This is a genomic window from Nocardioides sp. CCNWLW239, assembly GCF_037137035.1.
Classification (GTDB): domain Bacteria; phylum Actinomycetota; class Actinomycetes; order Propionibacteriales; family Nocardioidaceae; genus Nocardioides.
In genome coordinates this window covers 371,028-387,154 of record NZ_JBBBNW010000001.1, presented here as the reverse complement: position 1 = coordinate 387,154, position 16,127 = coordinate 371,028, and the positions used below count along the sequence as shown (strand labels likewise).

Annotated in this window: 19 protein-coding genes; 18 read left to right on the top strand and 1 reads right to left on the bottom strand. The window is 67.9% G+C overall.

All coding sequences use genetic code 11. The annotated features are described in order from the left end of the window. The first annotated feature begins 14 nt into the window (after positions 1–14). From secY to map, 3 genes are read left to right on the top strand one after another with little or no spacing between them, the layout of a single operon-like run. A complete protein-coding gene (gene secY / locus WBG06_RS01850; RefSeq protein WP_336734579.1) occupies positions 15–1,325 on the top strand; it encodes a preprotein translocase subunit SecY in 1,311 nt (436 codons plus the stop codon). Continuing rightward, positions 1,322–1,897 carry an adenylate kinase gene (locus WBG06_RS01845; RefSeq protein ID WP_336734578.1) on the top strand — a complete coding sequence of 192 codons (576 nt, stop codon included), beginning with the start codon at positions 1,322–1,324 and terminating at the stop codon, positions 1,895–1,897. Before secY ends, WBG06_RS01845 begins: the two co-directional genes overlap by 4 nt. Before the next feature lie 46 nt (positions 1,898–1,943). Continuing rightward, a complete protein-coding gene (gene map / locus WBG06_RS01840; protein WP_336734576.1) occupies positions 1,944–2,759 on the top strand; it encodes a type I methionyl aminopeptidase in 816 nt (271 codons plus the stop codon). A 36-nt stretch (positions 2,760–2,795) separates the two neighbouring features. Here map and WBG06_RS01835 read toward each other — a convergent pair whose 3' ends face one another. After that, positions 2,796–3,917, bottom strand: a complete 1,122-nt coding sequence (locus WBG06_RS01835; protein ID WP_336734574.1) for a nuclear transport factor 2 family protein — start codon at positions 3,915–3,917, stop codon at positions 2,796–2,798. A gap of 71 nt (positions 3,918–3,988) precedes the next feature. Between WBG06_RS01835 and WBG06_RS01830 the strand changes: the two genes are divergently transcribed. The 15 genes from WBG06_RS01830 (at position 3,989) to WBG06_RS01760 (ending at position 15,983) form a co-directional block, all read left to right on the top strand. Beyond that, the gene (locus WBG06_RS01830; RefSeq protein ID WP_336734572.1) at positions 3,989–4,912 is read left to right on the top strand and encodes a LysR family transcriptional regulator; all 924 of its coding nucleotides are present in this window, start codon (positions 3,989–3,991) and stop codon (positions 4,910–4,912) included. Then, positions 4,869–5,618 (top strand): 4'-phosphopantetheinyl transferase family protein, encoded by a 750-nt coding sequence (locus WBG06_RS01825; protein WP_336734570.1) that lies wholly within the window; start codon positions 4,869–4,871, stop codon positions 5,616–5,618. Before WBG06_RS01830 ends, WBG06_RS01825 begins: the two co-directional genes overlap by 44 nt. A 193-nt stretch (positions 5,619–5,811) precedes the next feature. Continuing rightward, positions 5,812–6,993, top strand: coding sequence for an enterochelin esterase domain-containing protein (locus WBG06_RS01820; RefSeq protein ID WP_336734568.1), 1,182 nt, complete (start codon positions 5,812–5,814; stop codon positions 6,991–6,993). A gap of 111 nt (positions 6,994–7,104) precedes the next feature. Then, complete coding sequence (locus tag WBG06_RS01815; RefSeq protein ID WP_336734566.1) at positions 7,105–8,142, top strand: LLM class flavin-dependent oxidoreductase; 1,038 nt, start codon at positions 7,105–7,107, stop codon at positions 8,140–8,142. A gap of 308 nt (positions 8,143–8,450) precedes the next feature. After that, positions 8,451–9,782 (top strand): sensor histidine kinase, encoded by a 1,332-nt coding sequence (locus tag WBG06_RS01810; RefSeq protein WP_336734564.1) that lies wholly within the window; start codon positions 8,451–8,453, stop codon positions 9,780–9,782. Positions 9,783–9,811: 29 nt separating this feature from the next. Further along, on the top strand, positions 9,812–10,261 hold the full coding sequence (locus WBG06_RS01805; protein ID WP_165112376.1) for a roadblock/LC7 domain-containing protein: 450 nt from the start codon (positions 9,812–9,814) through the stop codon (positions 10,259–10,261). 79 nt (positions 10,262–10,340) lie between these two features. Continuing rightward, positions 10,341–10,691: a DUF742 domain-containing protein gene (locus tag WBG06_RS01800; RefSeq protein ID WP_336734561.1), complete on the top strand. Its 351-nt coding sequence runs from the start codon at positions 10,341–10,343 to the stop codon at positions 10,689–10,691. Next, a complete protein-coding gene (locus WBG06_RS01795) occupies positions 10,669–11,259 on the top strand; it encodes a GTP-binding protein (RefSeq protein WP_336734559.1) in 591 nt (196 codons plus the stop codon). The genes WBG06_RS01800 and WBG06_RS01795 overlap by 23 nt, the downstream gene beginning before the upstream one ends. Before the next feature lie 33 nt (positions 11,260–11,292). Beyond that, positions 11,293–12,546, top strand: coding sequence for a styrene monooxygenase/indole monooxygenase family protein (locus WBG06_RS01790; RefSeq protein ID WP_336734557.1), 1,254 nt, complete (start codon positions 11,293–11,295; stop codon positions 12,544–12,546). A 254-nt stretch (positions 12,547–12,800) separates the two neighbouring features. After that, the gene (gene infA / locus WBG06_RS01785) at positions 12,801–13,022 is read left to right on the top strand and encodes a translation initiation factor IF-1 (protein ID WP_011757309.1); all 222 of its coding nucleotides are present in this window, start codon (positions 12,801–12,803) and stop codon (positions 13,020–13,022) included. Between the two features lie 27 nt (positions 13,023–13,049). Beyond that, positions 13,050–13,163: a 50S ribosomal protein L36 gene (gene rpmJ, locus WBG06_RS01780; RefSeq protein ID WP_008361054.1), complete on the top strand. Its 114-nt coding sequence runs from the start codon at positions 13,050–13,052 to the stop codon at positions 13,161–13,163. A 158-nt stretch (positions 13,164–13,321) separates the two neighbouring features. After that, positions 13,322–13,699, top strand: coding sequence for a 30S ribosomal protein S13 (gene rpsM / locus WBG06_RS01775; RefSeq protein ID WP_008361056.1), 378 nt, complete (start codon positions 13,322–13,324; stop codon positions 13,697–13,699). A gap of 76 nt (positions 13,700–13,775) precedes the next feature. Next, positions 13,776–14,177, top strand: a complete 402-nt coding sequence (rpsK, locus tag WBG06_RS01770) for a 30S ribosomal protein S11 (protein ID WP_008361058.1) — start codon at positions 13,776–13,778, stop codon at positions 14,175–14,177. A 34-nt stretch (positions 14,178–14,211) separates the two neighbouring features. Next, entirely contained in the window at positions 14,212–14,820 is a 609-nt protein-coding gene (rpsD, locus tag WBG06_RS01765; protein WP_160027044.1) for a 30S ribosomal protein S4, read from the top strand. A gap of 146 nt (positions 14,821–14,966) precedes the next feature. Next, positions 14,967–15,983: a DNA-directed RNA polymerase subunit alpha gene (locus WBG06_RS01760; protein WP_008361061.1), complete on the top strand. Its 1,017-nt coding sequence runs from the start codon at positions 14,967–14,969 to the stop codon at positions 15,981–15,983. The last annotated feature ends 144 nt before the right edge of the window (positions 15,984–16,127 follow it).

Sequence of the window (16,127 nt, the reverse complement as noted above, 5' to 3'; positions counted from 1 at the left end):
AAGAGGAACCATTCGTGCTTGGCGCGTTCGCATCAGCGTTCCGTACCCCGGACCTGCGCAAGAAGCTGCTCTTCGTTCTCCTGATCGTCGTGATCTTCCGAGCGGGATCCCAGATCCCTGCCCCCGGCGTTCACGTAGCGAACGTCCAGCAATGTCTGGACGCGGCTCAGTCCGGTGACAGCGCCGGCCTCTACAACCTGGTCAATCTCTTCTCGGGCGGCGCCCTGCTGCAGCTGACCGTCTTCGCGCTCGGCATCATGCCGTACATCACCGCGAGCATCATCCTGCAGCTGCTCGTCGTGGTGATCCCGCGGCTGGAGCGGCTGAAGAAGGAGGGTCAGTCGGGGCAGACGAAGATCACCCAGTACACCCGCTACCTGACCCTGGGCCTCGCGGTCCTGCAGGCCACCGGCATCGTCGCCCTGGCCCGCTCCGGCGACCTCCTCCAGGGTTGTACGCAGCCCCTGCTGCACGACGACGGCACCGCCACCTTCCTGGTCATGGTCATCACCATGACCGCCGGCACCGCGGTCATCATGTGGCTCGGCGAGCTCATCACCGAGCGCGGCATCGGCAACGGTATGTCGATCCTGATCTTCACCCAGGTCGTCGCCACCTTCCCCGCCACCATGTGGGCGGTCAAGAACGACAAGGGCTGGTGGACCTTCGCGATCGTGCTCGTCATCGGTCTCGCGATCATGGCGGCGGTCATCTTCATCGAGCAGGCCCAGCGCCGGATCCCGGTCCAGTACGCCCGCCGGATGGTCGGCCGCAAGATGTTCGGCGGCTCCTCGACCTACATCCCGCTCAAGGTGAACCAGGCCGGTGTCATCCCGGTCATCTTCGCCTCGTCGCTGCTCTACCTGCCGGCGATGGCGGCGCAGTTCAACCAGAACTCGCAGAACCCGCCCGCCTGGGTCGACTGGATCAACACCTACTTCGTCCAGGGTGACCACCCGATCTACATGGCGACGTACTTCGCGCTGATCATCTTCTTCACCTACTTCTACGTGTCGATCACCTTCAACCCCCCGGAGGTCGCCGACAACATGAAGAAATACGGTGGCTTCATTCCAGGAATTCGGGCCGGGAAGCCGACCGAGGACTACCTGTCCTACGTTTTGTCCCGTATCACCCTGCCGGGCTCGCTCTACCTCGGTCTGGTTGCGCTCATTCCGTTGATCGCCTTGGCGCTCATCAACGCCAACCAGAACTTCCCGTTCGGTGGCACCTCGATCCTCATCATGGTCGGCGTCGCCCTCGACACGGTGAAGCAGATCGAGAGCCAGCTCCAGCAGCGCAACTATGAAGGGTTCCTCCGATGAGACTGATCATCATGGGCCCGCCGGGAGCCGGCAAGGGCACTCAGGCGAAGTTCATTGCCGAGCACTTCGGGATCCCGGCGATCTCGACGGGCGACATCTTCCGCGCGAACATGAGCGCGGGCACCCCGCTCGGCATCGAAGCGAAGTCCTACGTGGACAAGGGCGAGTACGTCCCGGACTCGGTGACCAACCTGATGGTCCGCAACCGCATCGACGAGCCCGACGCCGCCAACGGCTTCCTGCTCGACGGCTACCCGCGCACGCTGGCGCAGGTCGAAGAGCTCGACGGGATGATCAAGTTCACCGGCCACGCGCTGGACGCGGTGGTCGTGCTGACGGTCGACAAGGACGAGATCGTCCAGCGGCTGCTGCAGCGCGCCGAGCTCGAGGGCCGCGCCGACGACACCGCCGAGGTCATCCGGCGTCGTCAGGAGGTCTACCTCGAGGAGACCGCTCCGCTGATCGAGGTCTACAAGGGTCGCGGGCTCGTCCACGAGATCGACGGTCTGGGCGAGGTCGAGGACGTCACCAAGCGGATCTTCGACGAGCTCGACATCGTCCCTGAGTCCTGAGACACCACACGTTTCAGGTCCAACACAGTCACGCAACGGGGGAGCCATGGGCTTCATGAACAAAGTCCAGATCAAGACCCCTGAGCAGGTCGAGAAGATGCGCACCGCCGGCCTCGTCGTCGGCGAGACGCTCGAGGTGCTCCGGGCCGCAGCGCGGCCCGGAGTCACCCTTCTCGAGCTCGACGCCATCGCCGAGGACTCGATCCGGTCCCGCGGTGGCGTCCCGTCGTTCAAGGGCTACCACGGATTCCCGGGCTCGATCTGTGCCTCGGTCGACGAGGTCGTGGTCCACGGGATCCCGGGGTCCCGGGTGCTCCAGGACGGCGACATCATCTCCATCGACTGCGGCGCCATCGTCGACGGCTGGCACGGCGACGCCGCGATCACGGTGGCGATGGGGTCGGTCCCCGAGGAGGTCTCCGAGTTGATGCGCGTCACCGAGGAGTCGATGTGGCACGGCATCGCCGCGGCCCGCCTCGGCGGACGGGTCACCGACATCTCGCACGCCATCGAGACCTACGTCGACTCCCAGGGGGACTACGGGATCCTCGAGGAGTTCAGCGGCCACGGCATCGGCACCGAGATGCACATGGAGCCGTCGGTCTTCAACTACGGCAAGCCGGGCAAGGGCCCCAAGCTGCAGCGCGGGATCGCGCTCGCCGTCGAGCCGATGCTCACCCTCGGCGGCCCCGAGGTCACCACCTTGGAGGACGACTGGACCGTCGTGACCGACGACGGCTCGTGGGCGGCCCACTTCGAGCACACCTTTGCGCTCACCTCCAACGGCGCCTGGGTGCTCACCGCGCTCGACGGTGGCGAGGAGATGCTCGGCAAGCTCGGGGTGCCCTGGGGCGGTCACTGAGCCTGCGGGCCGGGTCAGCGTCGTCGCTCTCCTGGATCAGGGCGTCCTGTCGCGGTGGTAGGCCTTGTTCGCGATCCACCACCGACCGCCGATGTCGACCAGAAGGAAGACGTCGGTGAACGTGTCCGCGCCGTGCCAGAGGGTCATCGACGCTGTCGCGACGGTGCCGTGGACCTGGACGGAGTCGATCCGGCGGCGTCTCGTCGACTCGTCGGCGGCGGGACGACCGGGGAACAGCGCGACGTACTCATCGAGCGTCCAGGTGACGAACCGGTCGTCGCGAAGTCCTTCGATGTGGGCGCTCGGGAGAAAGGCGTCGCCGAAGTGGGTCGGATCGCCGGAGGCATGTCCCTCGACGTAGGCGCGCAACGGCCGCAGGACGGCATCGTCGACGGGCGCCTCGGTCGCGACGAGACCGATGTCGGCGTCTGGTCCGGCCTGGCTGTGGGCGAGGACGTCGGCGACGGGGAACGGCACCTGCGTGGCATCGGCCAGAAGCGTGGCGTCCTTGGCGAGCGCGCCGACGGTGAACTGCGCGGCAGGGCTGGAGTCGGTGCCGTCCAGGAAGGGGCGCTTGCGGCTGACCAGGCCGCCGAGCGGCCCTCGTGCGAGCACGTCGAGCGTGTCCGAGCGGGGGAGTCCGAGAGCGTCGGCCTGCTGAAGCGAGTCGCGAAGGGCGAGCAACGCGCCGGCGAGGCTGCTGTTCGCGACGAGCTTGAGCGCGGCAGCAGTGGCGGCATCGGCGACCTCGATGACGTCTCCCAGCACCGTCAGGACGCCGCGGACACGGGCAACCTCCGCTCCGGCGGCGAGGACGGTCAGGCATCCGTCCGCTACGGCGGGCACGGAGCCCAGAACAGGGGCGTGAACGTACGCAGGCCCGACCCGCTCGCTGAGCGCGGCTGCCTCGTCGGGGGCGATCGTGCTGGTGTTGACCAGCACAGCGCCGCTCTTCAACGAGATCTGGTCGAGGACCTGCGCACAAGCGCGCCCGTCGAAGAGAGCCAGGACGACCACGTCCGCATCCGCGACCGCGGCCTGCGGCGAACCACCGTGCCGTCGGCTCCAGCCGGCGACGTCGTACGTCTTCTCGCGCAGACGGCTCTCCATCGCGGTGCCCATACGCCCCAGACCGACCACTGCCACTCGTGTACTCATGCCCGAAATTCTTCCGGGGCCAGAGCCATGCAACAAGCGTAAGAACCGCATCCCAGCCATGCGCTCATGGCATGCTTGCGGGTGTGTCGTGGGTGTCGTGGCGTACGTTCCTGGCGGTGTGTCGTTGCGGATCGCTCTCGGCGGCAGCGCTGGAGCTCGGCTACACCCAGTCGGCCGTGTCGCGACAGGTCGCAGCGCTGGAGCGCGAAGTCGGCGCCGCCCTCCTGCACAGGCAGGCTCGCGGGGTGGAGCCGACAGCCGCGGGGATCGCCTTCCTGCGTCACGCCACGGTCGCCGTCAACGAGGCCGACCGTGCGCTCCGCTCGGCTCGCAGCCCGGATCCCGTGCGACGCCTCGCCATCGGTGCAACCCCGTCCCTCGCCACGTGGGTGGCGCCGGCTGCGGTCAGGCGGTTTCTGGCTGCCGACCCCGGGTGGGGCTGGACGCTGGTGCCGGGACTGACTCGTGATCTGCACACGCGTGTCGCGGACGGCGAGCTCGATGTGGCGTTGGTGACCGATGCTCCACCCGGGCTGCCGCACGACGACCGGGTGCGGTCGATCCCGCTCGGCGCCGATGCGATGGTGGTCGTGGTCGCTGCCGACCATCCTCTCGCCGGACGCAGGAGGGTCCGGATCGAGGAGCTCGCCGAGGAGGTCTGGGCCGAGGACAACGACGGCTCGCGAGCGTTGCTGCGCCGGCACGCCGCCCGCGCCGGTGTGGACCCCAAGATCGACCTGGACGCTGCCGATCTCGCCGGGAAGGTGGCGCTTGCCGCGACCGGGCATGCGGTGGCTCTCGTCCCGGGCATCACCCTCGCGACGCTGCGTCCGGACGTTGTCGGGATCCCGCTCGTCGACGCACCGGTGCGAGGCCTCCACGCGCTGGTGCCCACCGGCGGCGACCACGAGGGCCTCGCTCGGTTCGTGGGCATCCTCGAGGATCTCCTGGGTGAGGTCACCACCCCTGGTGATCTCGGCGGTCGAACGCGATGAGACCCGAGCCGGGATGGCACGCTTGCACGATGAGCTGTACGCGTCGTCCGTCCCCTCGGTGTCACCGCGAGCGTGCGTGATGGGCGAGGTTGCGCCGGTCGTGGTCGCGCGCTTCGCGGATGTGCCCGACATCGACGCCGACCTCGGGCTCCTCACCACCGCGGAGCTCGCCCGTCACGGCCGGCTCGTGGCCGCGGCGGACAAGCAGGCGTACGTCGCCGCGCACATCCTCGTCCGCGAGTGCTCGGCCGAGCTGCTGGGCGCACACCGGGAGGACGTGGTCATCCGACAGCGGTGTGGTCGGTGTGGCGCCGTGGAGCACGGAGCGCCGGCGGTCGCTGATGCTCCAGGGATCTGGGTGAGCCTGAGTCACACCCGCGGCCAGGTCGCCGCCGTCGCCGCCACCCGGCGGTGCGGCATCGACGTGGAGAGGGTCTCGCGCGGCCCCGACCGGGCGCTCTCGTCGCGCGAGGCGGCCTGGGTGGCAGGGCAGCAGGACGCTGCGTACGCGTTCACGCGGTTGTGGGTGCGCAAGGAGGCGTTGGTGAAGGCCGGTCACGGCAGCATGGCGGCGGCGCAGCGTCTGGATGTCCTCGCGGACAACGGTCCGGCCGACCAGCTCGGCGGCGCCCGGATCACCCAGTGGGAAGCCCCCGGATTCCTCGGTGCCGTCGCGATCTGTGCCGACAGGCGGACCGGGAACTGACAGGGAACTGACAGGAACCTGATAGGAAACTGAACGAATCGCGTTCGTCCACAGCTCTGACTGGCGGATATCCGACATCACCTGTCAGTTGACAGAGAAAGGGACCTCGGTACCTCGCGCGTCGGCCCGACTGTGAGTAACTTGGTCAGCCCGCGGGGACAGGGAGAGCCCCGTACTCGGGAGGAAGAACCGGATGAGCACGCAGTTGCGGCCACCCATGGCAGCGCGACCCAACCCCACAGCACGGACGCGAAGCGCGATCATCGACCGCCTCAGTCCTGAGGACATCGAGATGTTCTGGGACCAGATCGCCACCTCGCTCCCACTCGTCGAGGAGACGAGTGCGGGCGCGGAGGACGAGGTGATCGTCACCTTCTGCTGGCGCGACGACGAGGCCGAGGAGGTGCTGCTGTTCGCCAACCGGCTCTCCGACGAGCGTCATCTCGCCGACACGATGCTCGAGCGGAAGACGGGCACCGATCTGTGGCATGCCTCGTTCCTGATGAAGCGCGACTGGCGGGCGTCGTACGCGTTCCTGTGCAAGCACCCGGGCGAGCCCGCCCCCTGGGAGAGCGAGGGGCAGATCGAGCTCCGTGCCGTGCTCCACCGCGGCTACCTCGACCCGCTCAACCCTGACTGGTGCCACAACCGGCAGGGCATCAAGCAGTCCGTCGTCTCGCTGCCCGACGCTCCGCTGCAGCCGTGGTTGTACCACCGCGACGACGTCGTTCCCGGCACCGTCACGCTGGAGGCGGGCCCCGACGGACGCGATGTCTGGCTCTACGACCCCGCCGGCGCCGGCCTCAACGTCGACCTGCCGCTCGTGGTCGCGCTCGACGGCGAGATCTGGACCGACCACCACTCTCTGCCGACCACCCTCGACAACCTGATCGCGGACGGCCACCTCCGCCACGTACGCTGCGTCCTGCCCGCCTCCGGCGGCCGCGACAAGCGTTGGGAGGAGCTCGCCGGCGGTGAGGGCGCCGACTACATCGTCAACCAGCTGCTCCCGTGGGTGCGCGAGCGTCGCGCCGTGACCGAGGAGACGTACGTCGTGGGTCAGAGCCTCGGCGGCGTCACCGCGCTGCGTGCCGGTCTCACCTATCCCGAGCACATCCACGGTGTCGCCAGCCAGTCGGCCTCGCTGTGGCTCGACGACCTCGCCGACGCGGTCTCGCCGGACGCGAAGACCCGCGTGCATCTGGCGCACGGCACCCAGGAGTGGGTCCTCGACGAGCTCCATCACGACCTCGTCGACCGTCTCCGGGCGGCCGGGATCGACGTCACCTCCGAGGAGCACAACGGCGGTCACGACTACGCCTGGTGGCGCTCGGCGGTCGCCGACGGCCTCCGTGCCCTGCTCCCGCCAGCCTGAAGCCGAGGCGTCAGCCCGGTCGGCCGAGGCGTCACGTACGTCGGCCGAGTGGTCACTCCGATGCCAACCCGGCCGGAATAACTGACGTCTCGGCGGGGGTTGTGGTTCTACGTGAAGCTGAGCGTTCTCGATCTCGTCCCGGTCCGCAAGGACCAGTCCTCCGCAGATGCCCTGGCCGCGACGCTGTCGCTGGCGAAGGTCGCCGACGAGCTGGGATTCGAGCGTTACTGGCTCGCCGAGCACCACAACATGCCGGCGGTCGGGTCGACCAACCCGCCGGTGCTGATCTCGCTGGTGGCGGGTGCGACCGAGCGGATCCGGGTCGGGTCCGGGGGAGTGATGCTGCCCAACCACGCACCGCTGGTCGTGGCCGAGCAGTTCTCGCTGCTGGAGGCGGCGTTCCCGGGCCGGATCGACCTCGGCATCGGTCGTGCGCCGGGGACCGACCCGGTCACCTCGTGGGCGCTGCGCCACGGCGCCGGGGGAGTGACCGACGACGCGGTCAATCGTTTCCCGGAATACCTCGACAACATCGTCGCGATGATGGCACCCGAGGGCGTCGGGCTGATGGCCGGCGGCCGCCAGCACGTCCTGCACGCGACCCCGTCAGCGACGTCGGTCGCCGAGCTCTGGCTGCTCGGTTCCTCCGACTACTCGGCCCGTCTCGCCGCGGAGAAGGGGCTGCCGTACGTCTTCGCCCACCACTTCGCCGGCAACGGCACCGACACCAAGGCGATGATCGACCTCTACCGCTCGACCTTCCGGCCCTCCGAGCTGCTCGGTGAGCCGAAGACGTTCCTGACGGTCAACGCGAGCGTCGCCGAGACCGCGGAGGAGGCGGACCGCCGCGCGCTGCCTCAGCTGCTGACCATGCTGAAGCTGCGCACCGGCCAGCCGTTGACGGCGCAGCCCAGCATCGACGAGGCCGAGAAGACCGAGATCCCCGAGGCCCATCAGGGGCTCGTCGACACGATGCGCGGCCGCTGGATCATCGGCTCCGCCGCGGAGGCGAAGGCGCGGCTGGACGAGATGGCCGTGGAGTACGGCGTGGACGAGGTCATGGTGAACCCGGTCGGATCTGCGTACGAGGGGACGGACCCGCGCACCGCGCCCGCCCGCGAGGAGACTCTGCGCCTGCTGGCGGGCTGAGCCGGGCGGTGCGTAGGATCGGGCCACCTCGTCGAGAGGTGACGGCGCGCCTGAGCCACTTGGGACGGGGGACCTAGGACACTGTCTGCTTCTGGGTGCGTAACCTCTGCGCTCGCGCTCCGGTTGTGCCAATCTGATCACCGCTCCGTTTCCTTCTCCACAATTGAAAGTGCCGCCTCATGACACGCTGGAGCCTGCGCTTGTTGAAGCGCCGGGGGCCCCAGACTGCGACGCTCGCTGAGCAGTCAGATCCGGGTCTTGCTCGCTCGTTCCCTCCGACCAACGCCCAGGCTGCGCCCTTCCCAGCGGTGCCACCGACACCTGTCGCGCCACCGACGCCGGCCTCGACGCCGGCGCTCGTCACGTCATCGAGCTACTCCACGCCTGCGCCGACCCAGGAGGAGGACGAGGCCTGGCCGGAGATCATGGAGCAGTTCGGGCTCCACCTGATCAGCCTGGCCGAGCAGATGCGCATGTCGCTCGACGATCTCGAGGCCGACGAGGACGACCCCGAGCGGTTGAAGAAGCTCTACGAGGTCGACCACGCGGTCACCCGCATGCGGCGCGCGAGCCGCGACATGCGCACGCTCGCCGGCCGAGCCGAGGACGAGATGGGCGGCATCGACACCTCGCTGCTCGACATCATCCGGATGGCGCTGTCGAGCATCGAGCGCTACAACCAGGTCACGATCGGCCGGGTGAGCGAGCTCGCCGTGATCGGCTACGCCGCCGACGACGTCTCCTGCCTGATCGCCGCGCTGCTGGACAACGCGACCAAATACTCCCCGGGGACGGTGACGGTCAACGTCCACCTGGCCGACGCCGGTGACGTCCTCTTCCGCATCGAGGACACCGGCATCGGGATCCCGGAGCGCTCGGTGGGACGCCTCAACGCGCTGCTGGCTGGCCCGATCGTGGAGCTGGTCAGCAAGTCCGGGAGCCACACCGGCTTCCCGGTGGTGCACCGGATCGCTCGCAAGTACGACATCGACGTACGCCTCGCCACCCGCCCCGCGCCCGGCAACGGGATGATCGCGATGGTGACCGTGCCGGCGCAGCTCCTGTGCGAGCTGCCGGTCGCGCCGATGGAGCCTGCCGAGCTGCCGAGGTCCTCGAGCGCGAGCAGCGTCGCGGTGCTGCCTCCCGCCCCACGGCGACGAGGACCCCAGCCCGTCGCGCAGCAGGCGCCCCGACCGACCCGTCCGGAACCCGCGCAGTCGTCGCTCGGTCCCCTCCGGAGGCCGACCCAGCAGGCCGCGCCCCAGACCGGATCGCTCCCGATGCAACAACCCCAGCAGCCGCAGCAGCCGCAGCAGCGGCCGCCTGCGGCGCAGTTCGCGCCGGCGCCCAGCCAGCAGCCGTCGCCGGATCTGTCCACCGACACCATGAAGACGTCGATCCCGCTCCACGGCGATACGGGTGGGACGGATGAGACTAACGAGACCTCCGCGCTCGCGGAGCAGAGCGGCCCAGTAGAGTCCGGTGCGCTCCCGCGGCGGGAGCCGGTCAGCCTGCGCAGCAAGCAGACCGTGCCCGAAGCAACCGTCGGACCGCAGGCCGAAGAATCCTCACCGGAAGATCAGTCGGCGGCCCGGCACTCCTTCGCCGACGACCTCGACGCGTTCTCCCTTGGTAGCTAAGCCCCACCAGTGAAAGGAACCCTTTCGTCATGGAAAGCCCGGTCGTCCCCCGCGACCCCAAGGAATTCAGCTGGCTGATCGACAACTTCGCCAGCTCCACCCCAGGTGTGACCCATGCACTCATCGTCTCCTCCGACGGGCTCCCGCTGATCGGTGCCGGCGGCATGTCCGCCAACGTCGCCGACCCGCTCGCCGCGATGACCGCCGGTGTGATCAGTCTCGGCAACAACATCGCGCGTGAGGTGGGGGAGCCCGGCTGCGACCAGGTGATGCTGAAGTTCCACACCGGACACTTCCTCTTCATGGGCATCGGCGACCTGGCCGGCTTCGCGGTCCTGGTCGGTGCCGGCGCGAACCTCGGCGTCGTCGCCCACAAGATGGCCCAGCTGGTCGACGCCGTCGGCCACGTACTCACCCCGCAGATGCGCGACGAGCTGCGTCAGATGACGGTCAGCTCGATGGCAGGGGAGAGGGCGTGAACGAGCGTCAGCGAGTGAACCGTGGGATCAACACGACGCCGCCTGCGTACTCTTGCGCTCGCGCTACGGAGGTGGCGTCGTGAGCGTGGGGCAGAACCCTTGGGTACGCCCTTACGTGCTCACGGGCGGTCGCACCCAGACCAACCACCAGCTGTATGTGCACACGCTGATCTCGGCATCGCACTTCGACGCGCGCGCGGCCGCCAAGCTGACGCCCGAGTCGCGCCGGCTCTACGACCGCGTACGTCTCGGGCCACAGTCGGTCGCGGAGCTGTCGGCGCATTGCGGGATCTCGCTCGGGGTGACGCGCGTGCTGCTCGAGGACCTCGCCTCGACCGAGCACCTGCAGATCAATGAGGGGGCTTACGACTCCCCGTTCGACCACCGTCTGTTGAAGAGAGTTATCGATGGCCTTTCCGAGCTCGGCTGACCGCCCGGCGCTGACCGTCACCTCTGCGAAGCTCGTGATCGCTGGAGGTTTCGGCGTCGGGAAGTCGACCATGGTCGCCTCGGTCTCCGAGATCCCGCCGGTCAACACCGAGGCGTGGATGACGCAGGCCGGCGAGGCGGTGGACCCGCTCTCGGACACGAGCGCCAAGACGACCACCACGGTCGCGATGGACTTCGGCCGGGTCACCCTCGCCCCGGACCTGCTGCTCTACCTGTTCGGAACCCCGGGCCAGCCCCGGTTCTGGCCGATGTGGGACGACCTGTGCCGCGGTGCCAGCGGGGCCGTCGTGCTCGTCGACACCCGCCAGCTCGATGCCTCGTTCCCGGCGATCAACTACTTCGAGAACGACTCCGACGTCCCGTTCATCGTCGCGGTGAACCTCTTCGACGGGAAGCTGACCCACTCCCTGGAGAAGGTACGCGATGCGCTCTGCCTCGACGAGCGGACGCCGTTGGTGACCGTGGACGCCCGCGACCGCAGGTCGACGGCCAAGACCCTGGTCGCCTGCCTCTCGCACACGATGAAGACCACCCCCACACGCGCCTGACCCCGGAGGCGTCCCCACACCGAAGGAGTTTCGTTGCGCAAGATCCTGATCGTCGGCGCCGGACAGGCGGGCCTGCAGCTCGCCCTCAGCCTCCAGGCCGAGGGCTATGAGGTGACGGTCATGTCGGCGCGCACGCCTGACGAGCTGCGCGACGGCTGGCCGATGTCGACGCAGGTCATGTTCGACCCCGCCCTGGCCTACGAGCGTCTCTACGACCTGAACCTCTGGGAGGACGAGGCGCCGCGCATCCCCGCGGTCGGCATCTCGGTCAGCCCGGAGCCCGGCGTCCGGGCGCTGAAGTTCGACGGTCCCTGGGAGCCGTACGCCATGTCGGTCGACCAGCGGCTGAAGATGTCCGCCTGGCTGGAGCTCTTCGAGGATCGTGGCGGCCGGATCGTCTACCACCCCGTGATGACGTCCGACCTGGCCGGTCTGGCGCCGATGTACGACCTGACGCTCATCGCTGCCGGCAAGGGCGAGATCGTCGACCTCTTCGACCGTGACCCCGTCCGGTCCAAATACACCGCGCCCGGACGTATGCTCTCGGCGATCTATCTGCAGGGATGGGTCGAGCCCGATGACTTCCCGGCCGGGAGCATGCGGATCAACGTCGCCCCCGGGGTGGGGGAGCTGTTCGTGATCAGTGCCCTGACCAGCGCCGGGCCGAGCCGTGTCGCGTTCGTCGAGGCGATCCCGGACGGCCCCTTCGACTGCTTCTGGGACCGCCCGCGGCCCGACGAGCATCTGCGCCGCCTCCAGCACTTGATGCTCGAGCACATGCCGTGGGAGGGGGAGCTGATGCGTGACTGCGAGCCCACCGACGCCCGCGCCTCGCTCTCGGGTGCCTTCACCGGCATGGTCCGGAAGCCCTACGCCGAGGTCGCGGACGACACCTTCGTCTTCGGCATGGGCGACGTCGTCGTGGTCAACGACCCGATCGCCGGTCAGGGGTCCAACAATGCCGCCCATTGCGCCGGCATCTACACCCAGGCGATCCTGGAGCGCGGTGAGCGGCCGTTCGACGCGGAATGGATGCAGGCGACCTTCGAGACCTTCTGGGAGACCCGTGCCCAGCACTCGACCGGTCTGACCGATGCGCTGCTCAACCCGTTGCCGGATCACGTGCAGCAGGTGCTCGGTGCCGCCACGCAGCACCAGGCGGTGGCGGACCGGTTCACCCGGCTGTTCCCGCACCCCGAGGATCTCGGGCCGTTCCTCGGCGACCCGGAGGCCGCGCTGGCGTACGTCGCGAAGGTCGCCGAGTCCGGCCCGGCTGCCGGGGCCTGAGTGAGCGATCACGGCGGCTTGACGATTAGGGCAATGCTGATCTAGGGGTCTAGGCTTGGTAGTCGGTCCAACGTGGGTCTGTCTCGTCGTGCCTCGCGGCTGCCCGGTCAGCGCGCTTCTGTGCGTTCGCGGGTGAGACATGCAGATGGCTTCACGAGGTCCACTCCGAGCATCGGAGAGGTTCCCGGACCGCCCGCGGGTCATCCGACCCGTGGTGTGAACGGTAGATGACCGACCAACAGATTGCAGAGGGCATGCCGAAGAAAGAAGGCGTGATCGAGATCGAGGGCACCGTTGTGGAGGCCCTCCCCAACGCTATGTTCCGCGTGGAGCTGAGCAACGGACACAAGGTTCTCGCCCACATCAGCGGCAAGATGCGGCAGCACTACATCCGGATCCTTCCTGAGGACCGTGTCGTGGTGGAGCTGTCCCCCTACGACCTGACGCGCGGTCGGATCGTCTACCGGTACAAGTAAGCCGGCCTAGACAAAGAAAGGGCTGACATGAAGGTCAACCCGAGCGTCAAGAAGATCTGTGACAAGTGCAAGGTGATCCGTCGCCACGGCCGCGTCATGGTGATCTGCGAGAACCCGCGCCACAAGCAGCGCCAGGGCTGAGCCCAGCTCGCAGGAACAACTGAATACTTCATCGAGTCGCTAGGACCCTCTCAGATCAACTGGGTCCGAACTCACCTCCGGAGCAGAGGCCGGAGCCCGAGGGTGCCACCCCGGGACGCGACCCGACCGACACCTCTGACGCAACCAGAAGGATCACAATGGCACGCCTCCAAGGTGTTGACCTTCCGCGCGACAAGCGCGTGGAGATCGCTCTCACCTACATCTACGGCATCGGCCGTACCACCTCGCAGAAGCTCCTCGAGGCCACCGGCGTCAACCCGAACACCCGGGTGCACGCTCTGGCCGAGGACGAGCTGGTCAAGCTCCGTGACGAGATCGAAGCCCAGGGCATCCAGACCGAGGGTGACCTCCGTCGTGAGGTCCAGGCTGACATCCGTCGCAAGATCGAGATCGGCAGCTACCAGGGTCGCCGCCACCGCCAGGGCCTTCCGGTCCGCGGTCAGCGCACCAAGACCAACGCGCGCACCCGCAAGGGCCCGAAGCGCACCGTCGCCGGCAAGAAGAAGGCCAAGTGATCCTGACGCGCTCAGCGCGTCGGTGATCCGAGTCTTCGCCTCGATCTCACAGACCAGCCAACACAGGAGTTAATGCATGCCTCCGAAGACCCGACAGGGTGCGACGAAGATCCGTCGCAAGGAGAAGAAGAACGTCGCTCAGGGCGAGGCCCACATCAAGAGCACGTTCAACAACACGATCGTCACGATCACCGACCCGACCGGTGCGGTGATCTCGTGGGCCTCGGCCGGCACCGTCGGCTTCAAGGGCTCGCGCAAGTCGACCCCGTTCGCCGCTCAGATGGCCGCTGAGGCCGCTGGCCGTCGTGCGATGGACCACGGCATGAAGAAGATCGACGTCTTCGTGAAGGGCCCGGGCTCGGGCCGCGAGACCGCGATCCGTTCGCTGGGTGCGATCGGCCTCGAGGTCGGCACCATCCAGGACGTCACGCCGGCCCCGCACAACGGTTGCCGTCCGCCCAAGCGCCGTCGCGTTTGATCCCCACCGAGACATAGAAGGAGACTGAAGAGTAATGGCCCGTTACACCGGACCCATGACCCGCAAGTCGCGCCGTCTCGGTGTCGACCTTGTCGGCAACGACGCGGCGTTCGAGAAGCGCCCCTACCCTCCCGGCCAGCACGGCCGCGGCCGCATCAAGGAGAGCGAGTACCTCCTCCAGCTTCGTGAGAAGCAGAAGGCTCGCTTCACCTACGGCGTGATGGAGAAGCAGTTCGCTTCCTACTACGCCGAGGCCCACCGTCGCGGTGGCAAGACCGGTGACAACCTGCTCCAGCTGCTCGAGGGCCGCCTGGACAACGTCGTCTACCGTGCCGGCTTCGCCCGCACCCGCCGCCAGGCCCGCCAGCTGGTCGTCCACGGCCACTTCCTGGTCAACGGCAAGAAGGTCAACGTGCCTTCGTTCCAGGTCTCGGCTCACGACGTCATCGACGTTCGCGAGAAGTCGCTGGAGATGACCCCGTTCATCGTGGCTCGCGAGACCCACGGCGAGCGCGTCGTCCCGGCCTGGCTCGAGGCTGTCCCGAGCCGGATGCGCATCCTGGTTCACCAGCTCCCCGTCCGGGCTCAGATCGACGTCCCGGTCCAGGAGCAGCTGATCGTCGAGTACTACTCGAAGCTCTGATCGGCCCTTTGCAGTAACGATGGCGAGTCCCCGGCGTTCAAACTTCAGAGAAGTACGCCGGGGCCTTGCCGCCCCCACAGCCTTCCGTCATCACCCCTTGAAGTTCGGGTCCGTCAAATAGCGGTCGGCCCGGAAAGGACAAATCAGTGCTTATCGCACAGCGCCCCACCCTGTCGGAAGAGTCCGTCGAGGAGTTCCGCTCCCGCTTCGTGATCGAGCCCCTGGAGCCGGGCTTCGGTTACACGCTGGGCAACTCTCTTCGTCGCACCCTGCTCTCCTCGATCCCCGGTGCGTCGGTCACCTCGATCAAGATCGACGGCGTTCTCCACGAGTTCTCGACCATCGAGGGCGTCAAGGAGGATGTCACCGAGATCATCCTCAACCTCAAGGGCCTGGTCGTCTCCTCCGAGCACGACGAGCCCGTCACCATGTACCTGCGCAAGTCCGGCGCCGGTGACGTCACCGCAGCCGACATCGCGCCCCCGGCCGGTGTCGAGGTGCACAACCCCGACCTGAAGATCGCGACGCTGTCCGACAAGGGCAAGATCGAGCTCGAGCTCGTCGTCGAGCGCGGTCGTGGCTACGTCTCCGCGGTCCAGAACAAGGGTGCGGAGAACGAGATCGGCCGGATCCCGGTCGACTCGATCTACTCGCCGGTCCTCAAGGTCAGCTACAAGGTCGAGGCCACCCGTGTCGAGCAGCGCACGGACTTCGACAAGCTCGTCATCGACGTCGAGACCAAGCCGTCGATCGCTCCCCGCGACGCGATCGCCTCGGCCGGCAAGACCCTGGTCGAGCTCTTCGGTCTGGCCCGTGAGCTGAACGTCGACGCCGAGGGCATCGACATCGGCCCGTCGCCGGTCGACGAGCAGCTCGCCGCCGACCTCGCCCTCCCGGTCGAGGACCTGCAGCTGACCGTTCGTTCCTACAACTGCCTCAAGCGCGAGGGCATCCACACCGTGGGTGAGCTCATCTCGCGTTCGGAGCAGGATCTGCTCGACATCCGCAACTTCGGCGCCAAGTCGATCGACGAGGTCAAGCTGAAGCTGCACGAGATGGGCCTGTCCCTCAAGGACAGCGCTCCGGGCTTCGACCCGTCCGCCGCCCTCGCCGCCTACGGCGACGATGACGACGACGCGTTCGTCGAGGACGAGCAGTACTGAGCTGTTACGCCCGGCCAAGCGGCAACGCCTGAGGCCGGGCGGAAACATCGCCACAGGGTCGCGGCGTAGCTGCGGCCCGGCGTAACCCCTAGAAAATCGCCCACCTGGGCGTCTACCCCGGTACCTAGTACGGCCGGAGAGAAG

Coding starts and splice junctions, on each gene's coding strand:
- WBG06_RS01845 (WP_336734578.1), top strand. CDS start 1,322: ATGAGACTGATCATCATGGGCCCGCCGGGAGCCGGCAAGGGCACTCAG.
- map (WP_336734576.1), top strand. CDS start 1,944: ATGGGCTTCATGAACAAAGTCCAGATCAAGACCCCTGAGCAGGTCGAG.
- WBG06_RS01835 (WP_336734574.1), bottom strand. CDS start 3,917: ATGAGTACACGAGTGGCAGTGGTCGGTCTGGGGCGTATGGGCACCGCG.
- WBG06_RS01830 (WP_336734572.1), top strand. CDS start 3,989: ATGCTTGCGGGTGTGTCGTGGGTGTCGTGGCGTACGTTCCTGGCGGTG.
- WBG06_RS01820 (WP_336734568.1), top strand. CDS start 5,812: ATGAGCACGCAGTTGCGGCCACCCATGGCAGCGCGACCCAACCCCACA.
- WBG06_RS01805 (WP_165112376.1), top strand. CDS start 9,812: ATGGAAAGCCCGGTCGTCCCCCGCGACCCCAAGGAATTCAGCTGGCTG.
- WBG06_RS01795 (WP_336734559.1), top strand. CDS start 10,669: ATGGCCTTTCCGAGCTCGGCTGACCGCCCGGCGCTGACCGTCACCTCT.
- infA (WP_011757309.1), top strand. CDS start 12,801: ATGCCGAAGAAAGAAGGCGTGATCGAGATCGAGGGCACCGTTGTGGAG.
- rpmJ (WP_008361054.1), top strand. CDS start 13,050: ATGAAGGTCAACCCGAGCGTCAAGAAGATCTGTGACAAGTGCAAGGTG.
- rpsM (WP_008361056.1), top strand. CDS start 13,322: ATGGCACGCCTCCAAGGTGTTGACCTTCCGCGCGACAAGCGCGTGGAG.
- rpsK (WP_008361058.1), top strand. CDS start 13,776: ATGCCTCCGAAGACCCGACAGGGTGCGACGAAGATCCGTCGCAAGGAG.
- rpsD (WP_160027044.1), top strand. CDS start 14,212: ATGGCCCGTTACACCGGACCCATGACCCGCAAGTCGCGCCGTCTCGGT.